We start from the raw sequence: 14,866 nt of genomic DNA, 5'->3' as shown, positions 1-14,866 counted from the left end.
AAAGTCAGGGAGGTAAATCATGGAATGGCCAGCCGGCAGGAGCGCCCCACAAGGTGGAAGCCCGCTCCCGTCGCTCGCAGCGGCGCCGGCCATTGTGAAGCACAAATACGAGGCCATGACGTAAAATGCCGAAAAGTCTGTTCGGTTTCGTGTTTCTCGTCGGTCGCCATCACCAGATCGCGATCGCGGCCCTTTCCATCGTTCTCTTCCTCGCCGGCACCGCGCCGCTGGAGGTCCAGAGGCGCATCATCAATGCGGCCACAGACGGCGGCGCCTACCAGACCATCCTGTTTCTCGTCCTTGCCTATCTCGGCCTCGTCCTGCTGGAAGGCCTGACCAAACTGATGCTCAACATCTATCGTGGCTGGATCGGTGAGATCGCGGTGCGCTGGCTGCGCAAGTCGGCGCTGGTTGCCTCGGAGCGATCGGGGGAGGCTCCCTTCGATGCGCTTGCCGAAGGCGTGCAGCTCTCGATCATCATCGCCGAGGCCGAACCGGTCGGCGGTTTTGTCGGCACCAGCATCTCGGAGCCGCTGCTGCAGGCCGGCATTCTTGTCGCCGTTGGCGGCTATATGATCTTTCTGCAGCCCCTTATGGCGCTGGCCGTCGCCGTCGTCTTCCTGCCGCAGATCGGTTTCGTGCCGCTGATGCAGTTCGCCATCAACCGCCGCGTCGAAACCAAAATCACCGTCATGCGCCATGTCAGCCAGAGCATGGTCCAGCACGTCGCCACCAATGATGCGCTCGACGCTCAGAGCGATCGGATCGAGAGGCTCTTTGCGTTGAACATGAGCGTCTTCCGGATCAAGTTCACCATGAATTTCATGATGAACCTGATGACACAGCTGGGCTATGCCGGCATCTTCGCGCTCGGCGGCTATTATGTCGTCACCGGCAAGACCGAAATCGGCACCGTCGTCGCCTTCATTTCCGGCCTCTCCAAGATCAGAGATCCGTGGGGAGAACTCATCGACTGGTACCGCGACCTGAAGGTGACGCAGGTCAAATATGCCATGATCCGCGATGCAAGTGACGCTGCAAGATTGCAAGAGGACGAGATGGTCGAGGACACGGCAGCGGCTGACGCCATGGAGGCGTGAAACGGGCGGCGCTACGGCAGCATCTTTCCTGTCCGGCGTAAGGCATCGTGCCAGCTGAGCGCCTCCTCCAGGAGATGAGGCGTGTGGCCGCCGCGCAGCAGCGCGCGCCGATAATAATCTGCCAGCGTTTCACGATAGATCGGATGCACGCAGTTGGCGATGATGACCTCCGCCCGCTCCCGCGGGGCAAGGCCGCGAAGATCGGCAAGACCGATTTCCGTCACCAGAATATCGACGTCGTGCTCGGTATGGTCGACATGGCTGACCATCGGCACGATGCGCGAGATTGTTCCGTTCTTGGCAAGCGACTTCGTGACGAATATCGACATGTGGGCGTTGCGGGCGAAATCGCCGGAGCCGCCGATGCCGTTCATCATTTGGGTGCCGCCGATATGAGTCGAGTTGACGTTGCCGTAAATATCGAATTCCAACGCCGTGTTGATGGCGATGATGCCAAGCCGCCGGATGACTTCGGGGTGATTGCTGATCTCCTGCGGGCGCAAGATGAGCCGCCGCTTGTAGTGTTCGATCTCGGAAAGCACACGCCAGTGTTTCCCGGTTGACAATGTCATCGAGGACCCTGATGCGTATCCAAGCTTGCCGGCGTCGATGAGGTCGAATGTCGAATCCTGCAGTACCTCTGAATACATGGTCAGATCGTGGAACGGTGTCTCCGTGAACCTCTGGAACACTGCGTTGGCGATCGTTCCAATGCCCGCCTGGAGCGGCAGCAATCTCTCCGTCAGGCGGCCGCGCCGCACCTCATGCAGCAGGAACTCAGTGAGATAGCAGGCGATAGCATCGGTTTCGGCATCCGATGCCTCCACCGCTGAATCGCTGTCGCTGCTCTGGGTGATGACGATCGCAGCGATCTTTTCCGGCGGGATCGGAATGAAGGGTACGCCGATGCGGCTATCGGGCGCAACGATGGGGATCGCGTCCCGGCTCGGTCGCGCGGCAGGGAGATAGATATCGTGGAGACCTTCCAGTGCTTCCGGCTGCGACAGGTTTATCTCGACAATCACCTTCGGTGCGAGGACGGCGAAACTTGCCGAATTGCCGACGGAGGTCGTCGGTACGATGCCGCCGCACTCGGTAATCGCGGTCGCCTCGACAACGGCCACATCCACCGGTGCAAGCTGGCCGCTGCGCAGGAATTCCACCGTCTCCGACAGATGCTGGTCGACGAACATGACTTCGCCGGCATTGATCGCCCGACGTAAGACGGGATCGGATTGGAACGGCATGCGGCGCCCGATGACATGAGCCTCGGTGAGCGTGCTGTCGATATTGTGGCCGAGCGAGGCGCCGGTCATCAGCGTGATCTTCAGCGGATCACGTCTTGCCCGTTCCGCCAGCGCCAGCGGCACGGCCTTGGCCTCGCCGGCTCTGGTGAATCCGCTCATGCCGACGGTCATGCCGTCGGTGATCAGCCGCGCGGCCTCTGCGGCATCGACGATACGATCCCAAAGCCGATCGTTCCGAAGCCGATCCTTGAACGTCATGCACAGGCCCTCAATGCGACAGCAGGACAGGCAGGGTGATGCTGGTCAGCACCGCCTGCGTCGCGCCGCCGAGCACGAATTCCCGCAAGCGCGAATGGCCGAAACCGCCCATGACGAGAAGGTCGGCCCGCAATTCGAAGGCCTTGCTCTGCAGCCCCTTTTCGCCGAGTCCCCGCGGGCACGCACTTGGATCGCCTCCGCCATCACGCCATTCTTCTGCAGGTTTTCGATCAGGTATTCGTCTGTCTCGTCTTTCAGCATGGGCATAGGTGAGGAGTGGAAGGAAGAAGTGCCGTCTCATGGGTGTATTCCCGAAGGAAAGAATTGCGCTGTGATATTATTATTTTGACACCTGGTCGGAAATGCGCATTGACCTGGCGCAATAGCAGCTCTGATGTCTTGCTTGATCAGCGGAGGCGGTCAGGCTGGATCGGGAGAAGCGATGGCGCGAACAGTTCAGCCCTATTTCGGTTCGCCCGGCGGCAACAAGAGTTCGAACATGTGGCCGTGCCGAGATTTGGTACGCCTCAACGATCCCTTATGAAGTTCCGCGATCCGTTCAACGATTTTAAGTCCGATTCCGAGGCCTTCCGCATTCCGGGTTTGATGGACGAAACTGCCAAGTCGTACTTCCTGTCGATCTTCGACTTGGATACCGTATTCTCCCACCCTGACAATGATCTTCGTTGAATCGGGCGTATGGCGAACCGCATTCTCGACCAGGTTGCGAAGGGCGTCCTTCAACAGGGCTGGTGCGGCTCTGACACCTGCCGCCTCGACCTGGGCGAACACCTCCAGCGAATGCTTGCTTTCGTAAACCCAAGGTGCGAGCTGCTCGGCCACGCCTCTACATAGAACGACTAGATCGATCTCTTCGAATGTGCTGTGATCGAAAGTGTCCAGCCGCGCGAGCGCCATCAGCTGGCTCACAAAATGCACGAGGTCATCGAGATCCGCCTCAGCTTTCCGCGCCCTCGGATGGTCAATACGGCCGAGTTCGAGTTTGATGGCCGCAAGCGGTGTGCGCACTTCATGGGCGATCCCGGATGTCAGTACCCTTTGCGACAGCATCAGCTCGCCAATCCGTTGGAACGCCCGGTTGACGGCCACCGCGAGATGGGCAATCTCTCGCGGCATTCCCTCGAAGGGCAGATGAGATCTGGAATCCATCGGATCGATGAGTTCGGCAGCATCTGCCGCTGCCTTCACGGGCTTCAGAGCACGGCGAACCGACATTAAGGTTGCCCCGAGAACAAGTCCGAGCAAGATGCTCATCGGCACGATCATGTGCTCGAGGATCTCGTTCCAAAAGACGCCGGACGCGAGATTCTCAGGATCGCCCACAGTGGCGACATCAACCAGAATCCGCTGCTCGCCGATCTGGAAAGCTCGGCCACCGACGAGCGTAAGGGGTTTCCCTGGCTTTATGGTGCGAAGCCAAAAATCCGGAGGATTGACCTCCGCGGGCAGGAAATGGCTTTCGCAGGCATCGTCGCAGGATTCGAAGATAAGGTGGCCCCGGCCGTCGCGAATGCGGGCGACATAGCCGGTCTGTGGATGGGCATAACGCCGGCCTACAGCTGCCGGCAGCCTGTAGGTAACGGCTCCGTCCCTGCCACCTACGCCCGAGGCAAGCCGCTCTGTTTCCTGCTCGACATAAAGGCGGGAAAGTTCCCCGATGTTCCAATAATAGTCGGAGAAGACGACGGCGAGCTGGACAAGCATCGCGACCATGGCGAAGAAGGCGATCCTTCGCGTCAGAATGGCCGTTAAGGTAGGAGCCGATCGAATCAACCCCGTTCCTCGCGCAGCATGTAACCGACGCCTCTCACGGTTTCGATGACGGCATTGGCGGGATGTCCCTCCAGTTTCCGCCGCAGCCGGGAGACTGCCAGCTCGACGGCATTGCTGCTGCGCTCGTCGCCGAACTCGGAGAAGGCGTGTTCCATCTTGCGCTTGGAAACCACGTTCCCGCCATTGCGCATCAGCAGTTCGAGCAACGACTTTTCCGATGGGGCAAGTGTCATTTCAATGCCGTGGCAGGTGACATGGCGAGATGCCGTCTCAAATCTGACGTCGGCGAATTCCAGTGTCGGCATGGCTGTCACGGGCGAGCGCCGCATCAGTGCGCGAATCCGCGCGATCAGCTCGCCATTGTTGAAGGGTTTGATCAAGTAGTCGTCGGCCCCGGCATCCAGCCCGGCAATCCGCTCGTCGACGGCCCCGCGTGCCGTCAGCACGAGCACCGGAATCTGCCGCTTGGCGAGACGCAAAGACTTCAACACATCAAGCCCATCTTCGTCGGGCAGGCCAAGGTCAAGAAGAAGGATATCGTAGCTTGTTCCATCAAGCGCGAGACGGCCTTCATTTGCAGTAGCAAAGGCATCCATGCGCCAGCCGGCCTCGCGGATGGCTTCGCAAAGAAGCTCGCGAAGCCGGGCGCTGTCTTCGATCAGAAGAATCCTCATGCTCTCTTTCGACCTGTCACCATCGACCAGACGAGATTTTCTCGATGTCTCCAGCTCTCGATCAATGCCGCCCCGGCATGGATGAAAGCGAGGACCATGATGCTGTTGGCTACGACGCCGTGTACTTCCTCGAGCCATTTGTCGCCCCAGAAGGCATCGAGCGTGGTCATCCAGCCACTGAGCGCGGTCGTGGCAAGAAGTACCATCAGACCCAGCATCATGATGGATGCCAGCGGATTGTGGCCGATATAGCGTTGCTCGCTGCCATTGATGATGCCAAGAATCTGCGCTCTCACTTTACCGGGTGTGGGGAAGAAATCGTCGAACCGCGCATGCCTGGTTCCCACGAACCCCCAGATGATCCGTACGACCATGGCCGTGGCAACGACATAGCCGGTCAAACGATGCCAATATTTTCCTTCTTCGAGCACAAAAAGATTGAGGATGCAGGCCGTGACGACCGTCCAGTGAAACAGCCTGACGATTGGATCCCAGACCTTGACGGTGCCGCTCGCGACGTGGGAGGGCCGACGGCCCTCCTGCTTCTGCAATTCAACGGGCGCCATGGTCAGTCGCCTTTCTGGACGATTTCGCCGGACACTGGATTGAAGTAGACTTCGGCGCGGTCTCCATCCTTGTCCTTGCCGTAGATCTCGTAGCAGCTTCCGGTGATCTCGAAGGTTTTCACCTTGTAGCCCAGAGCGTCGATCTTTTCCTTCATGGCTTTTTCGGGCATCCACTTGGACTTCGGCTCCTTGGTGCAGCTTGGGCTTGCGATCGCCAGAGCGGGAGTTGCGGCCAGGATCATGAGGGCCGAGATAAGTTTCAACTTCATGGTTCAATCCTTTGCTGGTGCCTTCCAGGAGGCGACAGCGACTGGATAAAGGTCTGAACCTGTCCGTTTGCTGTCCGTGACACCATTCGAATTTGCGACAGGCCGAGACAGCCAGCCTGCGGGCAACGGTGATTTCCTGCCCATCGGCTCGGCAACATAAGGCTGCGGGTGGGGGCACATCCAACGTACCTGCATCCGATTGCGGGGTGCAATCCGCAGCGAGAGCTCGCAGCAGAGCGGATCGCAAATAGCGCCAGCAGAACTGCTGCCGCTGTAACGAGGCACCAATTGTTGGAGACCCCATTGTTTATCGGTTCTGGCTATTGCCGCCAGAACGCCTGCATCTCCTCGGGCGTGACCTTGCCGTCTCTGTTGGCGTCCACGCTGTCGAAAATCCGCTTGTGGATGGCCGTCACCTCCTTGAAGGACAGCGCACCATCCCCGTCCGTGTCGGCGATTGCGAACATGATCTTCATCATCTGTCCGCGCATGCCCATCGGCGGCATGCCGCCCATCATGCCGGGCTGCATTATCATACCTCGCCCCATTCCGCCGGGCATCATGCCGGAACCGGGCATGGTCTCCTGGCCCTGTCCGTTCATCTCCTCCGTTCCGGAGGGTGAGGCGCCTTGCGATGATTCCTCGGAATGATGCGGATCCACACCATTCGTCTGTGCGACCGCGAATCCCGCAGCGCCGAGGGCGATCGTCGCGGCGAGCGCCACAGCGTTTGGAAGTCTTGTCTTTCTCATGTCCTTCCCCTTTGGTTTAATCTGTCTACACGCCTGTTTCCGAGTGGAGCAGGACGATTTTAAGATGAGCTTGCGCCCAAGTCCCCGCAGATTGCCCAATCGGCCAAGACGTCGGCTGGTGAAGTTGAAGATTATAGCGATCAATCCTCCCGCGTAGCCGCCGAAGATGACGCTTTGAATCGTCCCGAGGGCCAGGCTTCGAAGATCAAAGCCGGTCAGGCCCAAAAAGAACTGCAGCCAGGGCCGATGCAGTCCCCAGTCGGGAGCCACGAAGCCGAGCACCATGCAGAGCAGGAATGAGACGGTGACGAAGGCGGCCAGTGTCGTGCCAAGCACCAGCACGGAGACATGAATCGGCATCGCAGAGTAGGTCGACGGTTGCGCATGCAAGGTAGTGTTCGCCATGGAATGATCCTCCGAATCTGGCCGCGAAGCCCCGGCCACGACGATAGATCCATCATCTGTCTATCCGGCATTAGCTCCATTGATTCAGGTCAAGAATGGCAACGTTTTTGCTTTCAGCGATAGTAACGTCTCGCCCTCATACGAATGGTTCAGATATCTGCTACACGATCGAATGGGAATGCTTGGTCGAAGCCCTCAGCAAAACGCTGACGAGTTTCCAAATTCGCAGCCTGGTTGCGCCATGGCCTTGACAAAGCGCAATGCAAACTCTCTCTGCGGCAGGCATCGTGACGGCTGTTTAACCTCAGGAGGCCATCATGAAGCCGCAGTTCCATCTCCCGTTGTCGACCTATCCCGACGCGAGTTCCTTCACCATAATCGACAATGCAATCGACCTGTCTCGGCGGAATGACGCCCATCTCGTCGCCAGCATCCCGCGAGTTCGCATCCCCCAGGTCCATCAGCCCTTTCCTACAGTGATCGATGTCGACGCGTGGCGGGGGCAAGCTGAGCGGTATAGCCGGGACAGCGGGACTTCGCTGCGAGAGCATCTCACCCACGCTGTTTCGGAGACTGGCGTTCAAGTGCGAATCCATGGATTCGAGGCCACGGAGCCGTTCGTGTATGAGCGCTTTTCCGAATTTGCCAGGTGCCACGACCTGTCCATCATCGAGGCGTCGGAGCTCTCCCGCCAGCTTTCCGAGACGCTGCTGTTCGGGAGCGGCCGTCCCATCGTTCTATATCCCGCCACGAGCATCTGCTCTCGTGTAGACACGATCGCCGTTGCCTGGGACGGCAGCGCCACTGCCGCGCGCGCCTTATCCTGCGCCCGCATTTTCATCGAGCGCACCACCAAGGTGCAGGTCATCTCGATCACGGACGACAAGGAGATCGACGAGGCGAACCGCGCGCTCTTGATCTCGTCCTTGAAGCACTCGGGATTCGACGTGGAAGACGTGTCCATCCAGGCAGGCGGAGAGACCGCGACCGCTGCCATCCAATCGGCTGCGCTGGAGCGTAAAGCAGACCTCCTGGTCGCGGGTGGATTCGGCCATTCCCGGCTTCGTGAATTCATCCTCGGCGGCGTTACTCGCGAACTGCTCGCTAAGGCGGAGCTGCCAGTGCTTCTCGCCCACTAGAGAGCGCGAAGGGCGTTGAGGCTGACCGCTACGTCGATGACCTCCTGCAGCAATGCGCCGCCGACGGGCGGAAGCTGACGAGGTCCAGAGGCAGCATGCCACGGATGTGATTGCCGAGTTGATCGTCATGGGCGCATATAATCACCCTCGCTGGCGCAGACGCTGTTCAAGGCGTGACGCGCAACAGGATAATGCAAAGCAGCATGCCAGTTTTCATGGCGCATCAACCGAGGTTGGAACATGACCGCGCCCCGTCTCGCCGCTTGACGCCTTACCCCAACACCACCGTCCGCCAATTCCGATGCAAAATGTAAGCGGCAACCACGAAGATGAGCGCCGCGAACAGGCGGTTGAGGATGTTCTTGTAGGCGCTGAGCCGCGTAGCGAGCAGCATGCCAAAAACGCCGCCGACAATGCCGCCGCCGATGAACTCGGCGGCAAGCCGCCAGTCCACAAGCCCTGAACTGGCGTAGTTCAGGGCGATCGTCAGTCCGAATGCACCGACGGAGAGGAGAGATGTGCCGATCGCGTTGATCATCGGCATGCCCGTCCACAGCATGAGGCCGGGCACGATAATGAAGCCCCCGCCGATCCCGAAGAAGCCGGATGCAGCGCCGGCGGCGAGTGCCACGGCCGCGGTGGCAAGGCACATCCTGAGGTCGACCGGGCGGCATTCGACGGCCACCGCCTTCCGGGGGTTCAGCATCAGAGCGCCAACGACCATCATCACGATCCCGAAGAAAAATATCAGGCGATCTCCGTCTATCGCCTTGCCGAGGCTGGAGCCGCCGACGGCGCCGACGACGCCGAGTGCAGAGAAGACGGCCGCGCAGCGCCACCAAATGTGACCCTTGATCGCATGGCTGGCAAAATTTGCGAACGCGTTCGCCGAAACGGCGAGCGCGCCCGTGCCGATGGCGACGTGCGGCTGCGTCACCCCCACCACATAGAGCAGAAGGGGCGTTGCCAGGATCGATCCGCCTCCATCCAGGAGGCCGAGCATGAAGCCGACGAGGCCGCCGGAGCCGACTGCCGAAACGATAGGATAGCTCACGCCCGTCGGCTCCATACTCTGTCATACAACATCATCCCGCCCAGCATCGCCACGACAAACAGGATTGTCCGAGGAAGACCCATTGACAAAGATGCAATCGCCGGGCCTGGACAGAGGCCGCCGATCCCCCAGCCAAGACCGAACAAGACGGAGCCGATAACCAGCGGCGCGTCGACCCGATGGTTCGCCGGCACATGGAAGCTGTCGTCAAAGGCTGGATGCCGCATCCGCTTCATCACCTGCACGCCGATGGCCGCGACCGCAACTGCACCGCCAAGAACGAATGCGAGGCTCGGATCCCAGGCGCCGAAGACGTCGAGGAAGCCCTGGATACGGACGGGGTTCAGCATGCCGGACAAGGACAGTCCGAAGCCGAAGACAACACCCGAGGCGAGCGCCGCGACGAATTGATAGATGTTCCTGTTCATAACCCCGCACCTCGCAGAATTGCGACGGCGACCGCGCCGGCGGTCAGAAACGTGGCCACCGCCACCATTGATCGTGTCGAAAGACGGGCAAGCCCAAGGACGCCGTGTCCGCTGGTGCAGCCCGAGCCCATGCGTGAGCCGAAGCCGACAAGCAGTCCCGCCACGATGAGCAGCGGCCAGCCGGCGGTGATCTGCACAACCGGCCAGCCGCCGAACATAGGCAGATAGGCGAGCGGCCCGAGCAGCAGCCCGAGCACAAAGGCAAGGTTGGTCGTCAAGCCGATCCCTTGCGCGAGACGCCAGACGATCCCGCTGATCCCGGCAATCCGGCCGTTGAGGAGCAGAAGCATGACAGCCGATGCCCCGATCAGCATGCCGCCGAGCAGAGATGGGAGATAGGCGCTCATTTCTCGTCCTTCACGCAGAAGATGTCATAGAGGGCGGCAACAAGTTGCGCGGCCTTTTCTTCCGTCAGACGGTAGAAGATCTGTTTTCCCTCCCGTCGCGTTTCGACGATGCCGGAGCCGCGCAGTACCGTCAGGTGCTGCGACAGATGCGGCTGGTGGACGTCGACTTTCTCTTCAAGCTCCCCGACCGAATACTCGTCTTCCACGAGGGTGCAGACGATCATCAGACGCGCCGGATGGGACAGCGTCTTCAGAAGGTTCGCCACCTCGCCCGCGCGGAGAGAAAGCTCCGCAGGAGACAGCCCAGCCTTCATCGTTGCCTTCGGATCGGCGGTCATTCCCATGCTGCTCCCTGTAATGCATCCAGCGGAAACTTGAGGTAGCGCTTGCCGTTCGCTTCCGGCTCTGGCAGGCGCCCGCCGCGGATGTTTATCTGCAAGGCATGGAGGATGAGCTTCGGCATCGGCAGCGTCTTGTCACGCTTCGTCCTGAGCGCCACGAATTCTTCTTCCGTCACGCCAGCAAGATGCGGGTTGAACTTCTTCTGATCAGCCACGCTGCTTTCCCAACGAGGCGCCCGCCCATCTGGCTGATAGTCGTGGCCGGTGAAGATTCGCGTCTCATCCGGAAGCGCGAGGATGTCCTGTATCGACTTCCACAGGACGCGTGCGTCACCACCGGGGAAGTCGGCTCGTGCGGTCCCGCTGTCGGGGATGAAGAGCGTGTCGTGCACGAAAGCCGCATCGCCGACCACATAGGTGACGGAGGCGAGGGTGTGTCCCGGTGAGAACAGCACCTTGGCATCGATGGAGCCGACCATGAAGGTGTCACCATGGGCGAACAGCCGGTCCCATTGCGAACCGTCGGTCGCGAGCTCTGGCCAGTTGTAAATGCCCTTCCAAAGCTTCTGGACATCCACGACGCGCGCGCCGATGGCCGTTTTCGCCCCCGTCTTCTCCTTCAGATACTGCGCAGCCGAGAAGTGGTCGGCGTGCGGATGGGTGTCGAGGATCCACTCGACGGTCAGCCCCTGGTCGCGAACGTAGTCGAGGATAGCGTCGGCATTGACGGTCGCTGTCGCCCCTGACTTCTCGTCGAAGTCGAGCACAGGGTCGATGATGACGCACTTGCTGGTCGCGGGATCCGACACCACGTACTGAACGCTCCAGGTACGCTTGTCGAAAAAGCCCTTTACCTGCGGACGGTGCGCGTCCTGCTTCTCAAGCCAGCGTGCTGCAGCGCTGATGTCGTAGCCGCGGCTGCCTCCGAACTCGACGACCTCATCGGCAGACATGCGGCCGTCAAGGACCTCACCGATCAAGTAGAGGCTCAGCGAGCGAGTGCCGGTCCTGCAGTGGCCGAGCACAGGCCCGTCGGATTCATCGACCGCGCGCTGGAACGCACGCACGTCCGCCTCGGTGATCGTGCTGGCCGTGACCGGGATGAACGCATAGGACAGGCCGCAGTGCTTCGCTTCCTGGCTTTCCGCTTGCGTGCCAGGCTGTGCAGGATCCTCGTCGTCCGGTCGGTTGTTGATGAGTGTCTTGAATTCTTTGTCGCGGAGCGACTGGATGTCCTCAATGCTCGGCTGCGTCGAGACGGAAAGCTTCTCGGATATTGCTGTAATGGGCATGACTGGCTCCGCGCCTCAATCGTTATATACTATAATATAATATATAACGATATAAAACAAGATCAGGTATGCAACTCTGTGCATACCTTGTGGCCGGACGCTCGAGGCGAAAGCTTCCAGTTCAAGGAACAGTCCTGGCGGCCACGGCGGATCGCCGGTGGCTGGTCCTGCCGGCTATCGTGACGGGGTTCTTTTCCAGCACGCCATCCGAGGGATGCTGAGCGCCGCTGCCGATCCTGCGTCGGCTGGCTTCCGGACTGACTATGCTTTGAAAACGCTCAGGGGCGTTTTTGAAGCCAAGGTTGGCGACAAGCTCGATGCCGTCCTGCGCTCCCCCGGGTATCAGAAGAGGCGGCGCATGGCGGCAACGTCTATCGGTCGTGGTGAGATTTGGAGAAGCCTGGGCAACGCCCAAGAACGGAACGTTGCAAATGGAACTGGGCCTTGCAGCTTCTCGGGGAAGACATCCGATTTAGAACATGATTTTCGACGAACGACGGTGACAGCGCTCTCACCATTTTTCTGACTGCCAATCGGCGTCCAACCGACGACCGTTAATGCGGTTGACAGGACTAGAACCCGCGGCCTCAATTGAGGTCGGATCCTTCGGCCCAAAATTCAGCGACTTAGAAGCGAGATGGAATGCATTCGACCGAAATTAATGATCATTTCCGCCTAACGGTTCAGCGCATTATTGAGGTCATGCAATCCGACCATCAGCATCATGGGGTCGGACGGAGACGACAGGAAGCCGACGGCCTCGTAGAAGGCTCGTGCGTCATCTGAAATCGCATGAACGAGCATACCTCGGATGCCAACTACTTCAGCGGCATTGAGCAGGCGCAGGCCCGCGTCGCGCACCAATGCCCTGCCGATACCGCGCCCTTGGTAGGATTGATCAATGGCGAGGCGACCAACCACAGCGACGGGAATTGGATCTGGCATATTGCGCCTAAAGCGGCCAGGCGCTTCCGGCTGCTTGATGGCGCCGGAAGCGAGCGCGTAATAGGCGATGACGCGGCTCTCCTCGCACACGACGAAGGTCCGTGATGCGCCGCTGGTTTGATTAGAACGGGCGCGACGTCGCAGCCAGTCGTCCAGTTCAACGACTCCGGAATTGAACTCGGCCAACTCATGATGATCGGTCAGGGGGGCCGGTGCGCTGAGGGTCACGCCTCATCCCACGGTGCTTTGGTCGACATGGTGCGTGCTAAACGCTCATTGGGCTGCGTGGGTGCATCGAGCCGGGCAAGGTATTCAGCATAGATTTCGGGGCTTACCGTGAAGATAGTGCGGTCGAGCAGCACTTCCTCGGCTCGGCGCTCGGAAGCTTCCAACATGAAATCCGTTCGCGTCTTCCCAAGCAACTCAGCAGCTCGATCAATCAGATTGCGGGTCGCAGGCTTGATGCGCATATTCAGCGGTACGCTTGCGTCCGAGCTTTTGCTCGTGTGTGAGGTCGGCATGGCAAACTCCTGTTGCACCGATATAGCGTAACGACAATATCTTTACAAGGCCCGTAAAGGCATTGTCGTTCCACAATTCGCGCGTTCCTAATTCGCGGCATTTAGCTCGTCTGATTGAACCATCGGCCACGCGATTTCCCTCTGTCAAAGCTGAATAGGGCTGCGACATTGTCAGCCAGTTAGAAATGCGACACTGGCTCTGACGATCAGCCCCCGATCCGGCCGGCTGGGCCGGGTTGAAAGGGCGGAGCGGGGGCGGGTGATGATGCTCCTCTTCGGCTTTAGCTTTCTCAGTAGCAATTGTTCCGTCTCCGGCTGATACTCGTGCGCACCTGCATAGGGGCGGGGTAGGGATCAAAGTCGCACGATGCTTCCGGAAATCAAACTGCAGGGTGACGTCAATGTCGCCGCGCTGTCACCACTCGTTCGCGGCATGCTTCTTGCCGTTGCCTATGCCGACGGTGAGGGTGGCATCGGGTTGACGGCAACCGGCGCCATGAACCGCAAGTTCGTGCATTGGGCCGCTGTTAACTTCCTCTGGCCCGACTTTACAGCCGAAGACCTCTATAGCATGAACAAGGTGCTCAATGAACGCGACATGCCGCCGCTCTGGGTCGTGCGCGACATGACCCGTCATCTGAAGCTGCTTCGTCGGAAAAAGGATGTGCTGCTGCCAACCAGACGCGGCCGCGAGTTTCTGGTGAACCCTAACGCCTTCTTCGATTTGGTCGCCACGGATTATCTCTATTCCTACATCCACGCCACCGAACGGGAAGAGGAGGTGCAAGCGCGGTTGCGCTGGTGGCGCATGTTCCTCAATCTTCTCAATATCAAGGCCAGAGAAGGTTGCACGCTAATGGAGGTTGTGAAAATCCTCTATCCAGATCTGGCGCCTCTTTCGGAAACCGAAATGACCCTGGAAGCCTGGAAGCTGAAATCCGATCGAAAATACGGCGTCTTACGGCGCTTGTGCTGGCTCGGCTTGCTCTATGAAGTAAGAGAGGGGCTCACACTCTTCCAGGACGGATCCTTCCACAAGACACCGCTTTGGTCCGCATGCCTGCAGCTGGAATCGGCTACGCAAAGCGACATCGGCGTGCACTGACGATCTTTATTCCGCCGCTGGTTGCCTCAATAACGCTTTCTCTCGCCGTGCAATCACCGCCGGATCGTTCATGTAATCTGTCCTCGGCTTGCGTCCCCGCTTCTGATAGCCGTTGGCTGTGCTACCGTCCCGAATGCCAAACATATGATCCATCTGCCCGGTGCGTCGGGGACCACTCTTGCTGCGTTGCTGTTCTCGGCCGGCTTGCAACTCGGCGACGATCGACAGCATGTCGTCCAGCCGCTTGTTGTCGACGACCTCCGCACTTCCCAAAATCGCCGGCGGCGCTCATGAAGGGATACGAACCAGCGACCCTCAAGGAAGGAGTTGCCGCTCCGCGAAAGCAATGAGTTGAGGCATATCGATAAATTCTGAACTTCGAGACGACTTGAGAGCACGCCGATGGTGCCATCACCTTCCATCTACGCAGTGACCGTTGTCCAATTCTGCCGGTTGGCGATCAGATCGTCGACAACGGCGGGATCGGCAAGCGTCGAAGTGTCGCCGAGGGCACCGAAATCGTCCTCGGCGATCTTGCGCAGGATGCGGCGCATGATCTTGCCGGAGCG

General features: G+C 59.6%; 17 protein-coding genes and 1 pseudogene. 3 read left to right on the top strand and 15 right to left on the bottom strand.

What is annotated here, in order from left to right; translation table 11 throughout:
- The first annotated feature begins 125 nt into the window (after positions 1 to 125).
- Positions 126 to 1,100 (top strand): ABC transporter ATP-binding protein, encoded by a 975-nt coding sequence (locus FHT70_RS27570; protein ID WP_183706241.1) that lies wholly within the window; start codon positions 126 to 128, stop codon positions 1,098 to 1,100.
- Positions 1,101 to 1,111: 11 nt separating this feature from the next.
- Here FHT70_RS27570 and FHT70_RS27565 read toward each other — a convergent pair whose 3' ends face one another.
- The 7 genes from FHT70_RS27565 to FHT70_RS27535 all read right to left on the bottom strand — a co-directional run bounded on the left by FHT70_RS27565 (position 1,112) and on the right by FHT70_RS27535 (position 6,660).
- Complete coding sequence (locus FHT70_RS27565) at positions 1,112 to 2,605, bottom strand: acetyl-CoA hydrolase/transferase family protein (protein WP_183706239.1); 1,494 nt, start codon at positions 2,603 to 2,605, stop codon at positions 1,112 to 1,114.
- A 10-nt stretch (positions 2,606 to 2,615) separates the two neighbouring features.
- Complete coding sequence (locus FHT70_RS27560; RefSeq protein WP_246722005.1) at positions 2,616 to 2,906, bottom strand: universal stress protein; 291 nt, start codon at positions 2,904 to 2,906, stop codon at positions 2,616 to 2,618.
- A 161-nt stretch (positions 2,907 to 3,067) separates the two neighbouring features.
- Positions 3,068 to 4,399, bottom strand: coding sequence for a HAMP domain-containing sensor histidine kinase (locus FHT70_RS27555; RefSeq protein WP_183706237.1), 1,332 nt, complete (start codon positions 4,397 to 4,399; stop codon positions 3,068 to 3,070).
- Positions 4,396 to 5,073, bottom strand: a complete 678-nt coding sequence (locus tag FHT70_RS27550; RefSeq protein WP_183706235.1) for a response regulator transcription factor — start codon at positions 5,071 to 5,073, stop codon at positions 4,396 to 4,398. The genes FHT70_RS27555 and FHT70_RS27550 overlap by 4 nt, the downstream gene beginning before the upstream one ends.
- Complete coding sequence (locus tag FHT70_RS27545) at positions 5,070 to 5,639, bottom strand: cytochrome b/b6 domain-containing protein (protein WP_183706233.1); 570 nt, start codon at positions 5,637 to 5,639, stop codon at positions 5,070 to 5,072. Before FHT70_RS27545 ends, FHT70_RS27550 begins: the two co-directional genes overlap by 4 nt.
- Positions 5,640 to 5,641: 2 nt before the next feature.
- Positions 5,642 to 5,908 (bottom strand): PepSY domain-containing protein, encoded by a 267-nt coding sequence (locus tag FHT70_RS27540; protein ID WP_183706231.1) that lies wholly within the window; start codon positions 5,906 to 5,908, stop codon positions 5,642 to 5,644.
- 320 nt (positions 5,909 to 6,228) lie between these two features.
- Positions 6,229 to 6,660 (bottom strand): EF-hand domain-containing protein, encoded by a 432-nt coding sequence (locus FHT70_RS27535; protein ID WP_183706284.1) that lies wholly within the window; start codon positions 6,658 to 6,660, stop codon positions 6,229 to 6,231.
- Positions 6,661 to 7,382: 722 nt separating this feature from the next.
- Here FHT70_RS27535 and FHT70_RS27525 point away from each other — a divergent pair.
- Entirely contained in the window at positions 7,383 to 8,204 is an 822-nt protein-coding gene (locus FHT70_RS27525) for a universal stress protein (protein WP_183706229.1), read from the top strand.
- Positions 8,205 to 8,475: 271 nt separating this feature from the next.
- Here the strand turns inward: FHT70_RS27525 and FHT70_RS27520 are convergent, their stop codons facing one another.
- From FHT70_RS27520 to FHT70_RS27490, 7 genes are all read right to left on the bottom strand, one after another.
- The gene (locus tag FHT70_RS27520; RefSeq protein ID WP_183706227.1) at positions 8,476 to 9,273 is read right to left on the bottom strand and encodes a sulfite exporter TauE/SafE family protein; all 798 of its coding nucleotides are present in this window, start codon (positions 9,271 to 9,273) and stop codon (positions 8,476 to 8,478) included.
- Complete coding sequence (locus FHT70_RS27515) at positions 9,255 to 9,686, bottom strand: YeeE/YedE family protein (protein WP_183706225.1); 432 nt, start codon at positions 9,684 to 9,686, stop codon at positions 9,255 to 9,257. Before FHT70_RS27515 ends, FHT70_RS27520 begins: the two co-directional genes overlap by 19 nt.
- Positions 9,683 to 10,093: a YeeE/YedE family protein gene (locus FHT70_RS27510; protein WP_183706223.1), complete on the bottom strand. Its 411-nt coding sequence runs from the start codon at positions 10,091 to 10,093 to the stop codon at positions 9,683 to 9,685. The genes FHT70_RS27515 and FHT70_RS27510 overlap by 4 nt, the downstream gene beginning before the upstream one ends.
- Positions 10,090 to 10,437: a sulfite-sensing transcriptional repressor BigR gene (bigR, locus tag FHT70_RS27505; RefSeq protein ID WP_183706221.1), complete on the bottom strand. Its 348-nt coding sequence runs from the start codon at positions 10,435 to 10,437 to the stop codon at positions 10,090 to 10,092. Before bigR ends, FHT70_RS27510 begins: the two co-directional genes overlap by 4 nt.
- Positions 10,428 to 11,726 carry a bifunctional sulfur transferase/dioxygenase Blh gene (gene blh / locus FHT70_RS27500; protein ID WP_183706219.1) on the bottom strand — a complete coding sequence of 433 codons (1,299 nt, stop codon included), beginning with the start codon at positions 11,724 to 11,726 and terminating at the stop codon, positions 10,428 to 10,430. Before blh ends, bigR begins: the two co-directional genes overlap by 10 nt.
- 675 nt (positions 11,727 to 12,401) lie before the next feature.
- Positions 12,402 to 12,899: a GNAT family N-acetyltransferase gene (locus FHT70_RS27495; protein ID WP_183706217.1), complete on the bottom strand. Its 498-nt coding sequence runs from the start codon at positions 12,897 to 12,899 to the stop codon at positions 12,402 to 12,404.
- Positions 12,896 to 13,192: a DUF1778 domain-containing protein gene (locus tag FHT70_RS27490; protein WP_183706215.1), complete on the bottom strand. Its 297-nt coding sequence runs from the start codon at positions 13,190 to 13,192 to the stop codon at positions 12,896 to 12,898. The genes FHT70_RS27495 and FHT70_RS27490 overlap by 4 nt, the downstream gene beginning before the upstream one ends.
- A gap of 367 nt (positions 13,193 to 13,559) precedes the next feature.
- Between FHT70_RS27490 and FHT70_RS27485 the strand changes: the two genes are divergently transcribed.
- The gene (locus tag FHT70_RS27485; RefSeq protein WP_183706214.1) at positions 13,560 to 14,297 is read left to right on the top strand and encodes a hypothetical protein; all 738 of its coding nucleotides are present in this window, start codon (positions 13,560 to 13,562) and stop codon (positions 14,295 to 14,297) included.
- 6 nt (positions 14,298 to 14,303) lie between these two features.
- On the opposite strand, the pseudogene FHT70_RS27480 reads toward FHT70_RS27485, so the two are convergent.
- Positions 14,304 to 14,561: pseudogene (locus FHT70_RS27480) on the bottom strand (ISNCY family transposase); the annotation flags it as partial.
- Positions 14,562 to 14,866: the final 305 nt, after the last annotated feature.

It is taken from the genome of Rhizobium sp. BK049, from assembly GCF_014193135.1.
Taxonomy (GTDB): domain Bacteria; phylum Pseudomonadota; class Alphaproteobacteria; order Rhizobiales; family Rhizobiaceae; genus Rhizobium.
Note: the sequence above shows the minus strand (reverse complement) of the source record. Positions and strands in the feature narration are given on the sequence as shown.

Bases quoted from the DNA above. Each gene is read 5' to 3' on its own strand.
- FHT70_RS27520 (WP_183706227.1), bottom strand. From the start codon at position 9,273: ATGGAGCCGACGGGCGTGAGCTATCCTATCGTTTCGGCAGTCGGCTCC.
- bigR (WP_183706221.1), bottom strand. From the start codon at position 10,437: ATGGGAATGACCGCCGATCCGAAGGCAACGATGAAGGCTGGGCTGTCT.
- FHT70_RS27535 (WP_183706284.1), bottom strand. From the start codon at position 6,660: ATGAGAAAGACAAGACTTCCAAACGCTGTGGCGCTCGCCGCGACGATC.
- FHT70_RS27545 (WP_183706233.1), bottom strand. From the start codon at position 5,639: ATGGCGCCCGTTGAATTGCAGAAGCAGGAGGGCCGTCGGCCCTCCCAC.
- FHT70_RS27550 (WP_183706235.1), bottom strand. From the start codon at position 5,073: ATGAGGATTCTTCTGATCGAAGACAGCGCCCGGCTTCGCGAGCTTCTT.
- FHT70_RS27490 (WP_183706215.1), bottom strand. From the start codon at position 13,192: ATGCCGACCTCACACACGAGCAAAAGCTCGGACGCAAGCGTACCGCTG.
- FHT70_RS27485 (WP_183706214.1), top strand. From the start codon at position 13,560: ATGCTTCCGGAAATCAAACTGCAGGGTGACGTCAATGTCGCCGCGCTG.
- FHT70_RS27565 (WP_183706239.1), bottom strand. From the start codon at position 2,605: ATGACGTTCAAGGATCGGCTTCGGAACGATCGGCTTTGGGATCGTATC.
- FHT70_RS27525 (WP_183706229.1), top strand. From the start codon at position 7,383: ATGAAGCCGCAGTTCCATCTCCCGTTGTCGACCTATCCCGACGCGAGT.
- FHT70_RS27560 (WP_246722005.1), bottom strand. From the start codon at position 2,906: ATGAGACGGCACTTCTTCCTTCCACTCCTCACCTATGCCCATGCTGAA.
- FHT70_RS27515 (WP_183706225.1), bottom strand. From the start codon at position 9,686: ATGAACAGGAACATCTATCAATTCGTCGCGGCGCTCGCCTCGGGTGTT.
- blh (WP_183706219.1), bottom strand. From the start codon at position 11,726: ATGCCCATTACAGCAATATCCGAGAAGCTTTCCGTCTCGACGCAGCCG.
- FHT70_RS27540 (WP_183706231.1), bottom strand. From the start codon at position 5,908: ATGAAGTTGAAACTTATCTCGGCCCTCATGATCCTGGCCGCAACTCCC.
- FHT70_RS27510 (WP_183706223.1), bottom strand. From the start codon at position 10,093: ATGAGCGCCTATCTCCCATCTCTGCTCGGCGGCATGCTGATCGGGGCA.
- FHT70_RS27570 (WP_183706241.1), top strand. From the start codon at position 126: ATGCCGAAAAGTCTGTTCGGTTTCGTGTTTCTCGTCGGTCGCCATCAC.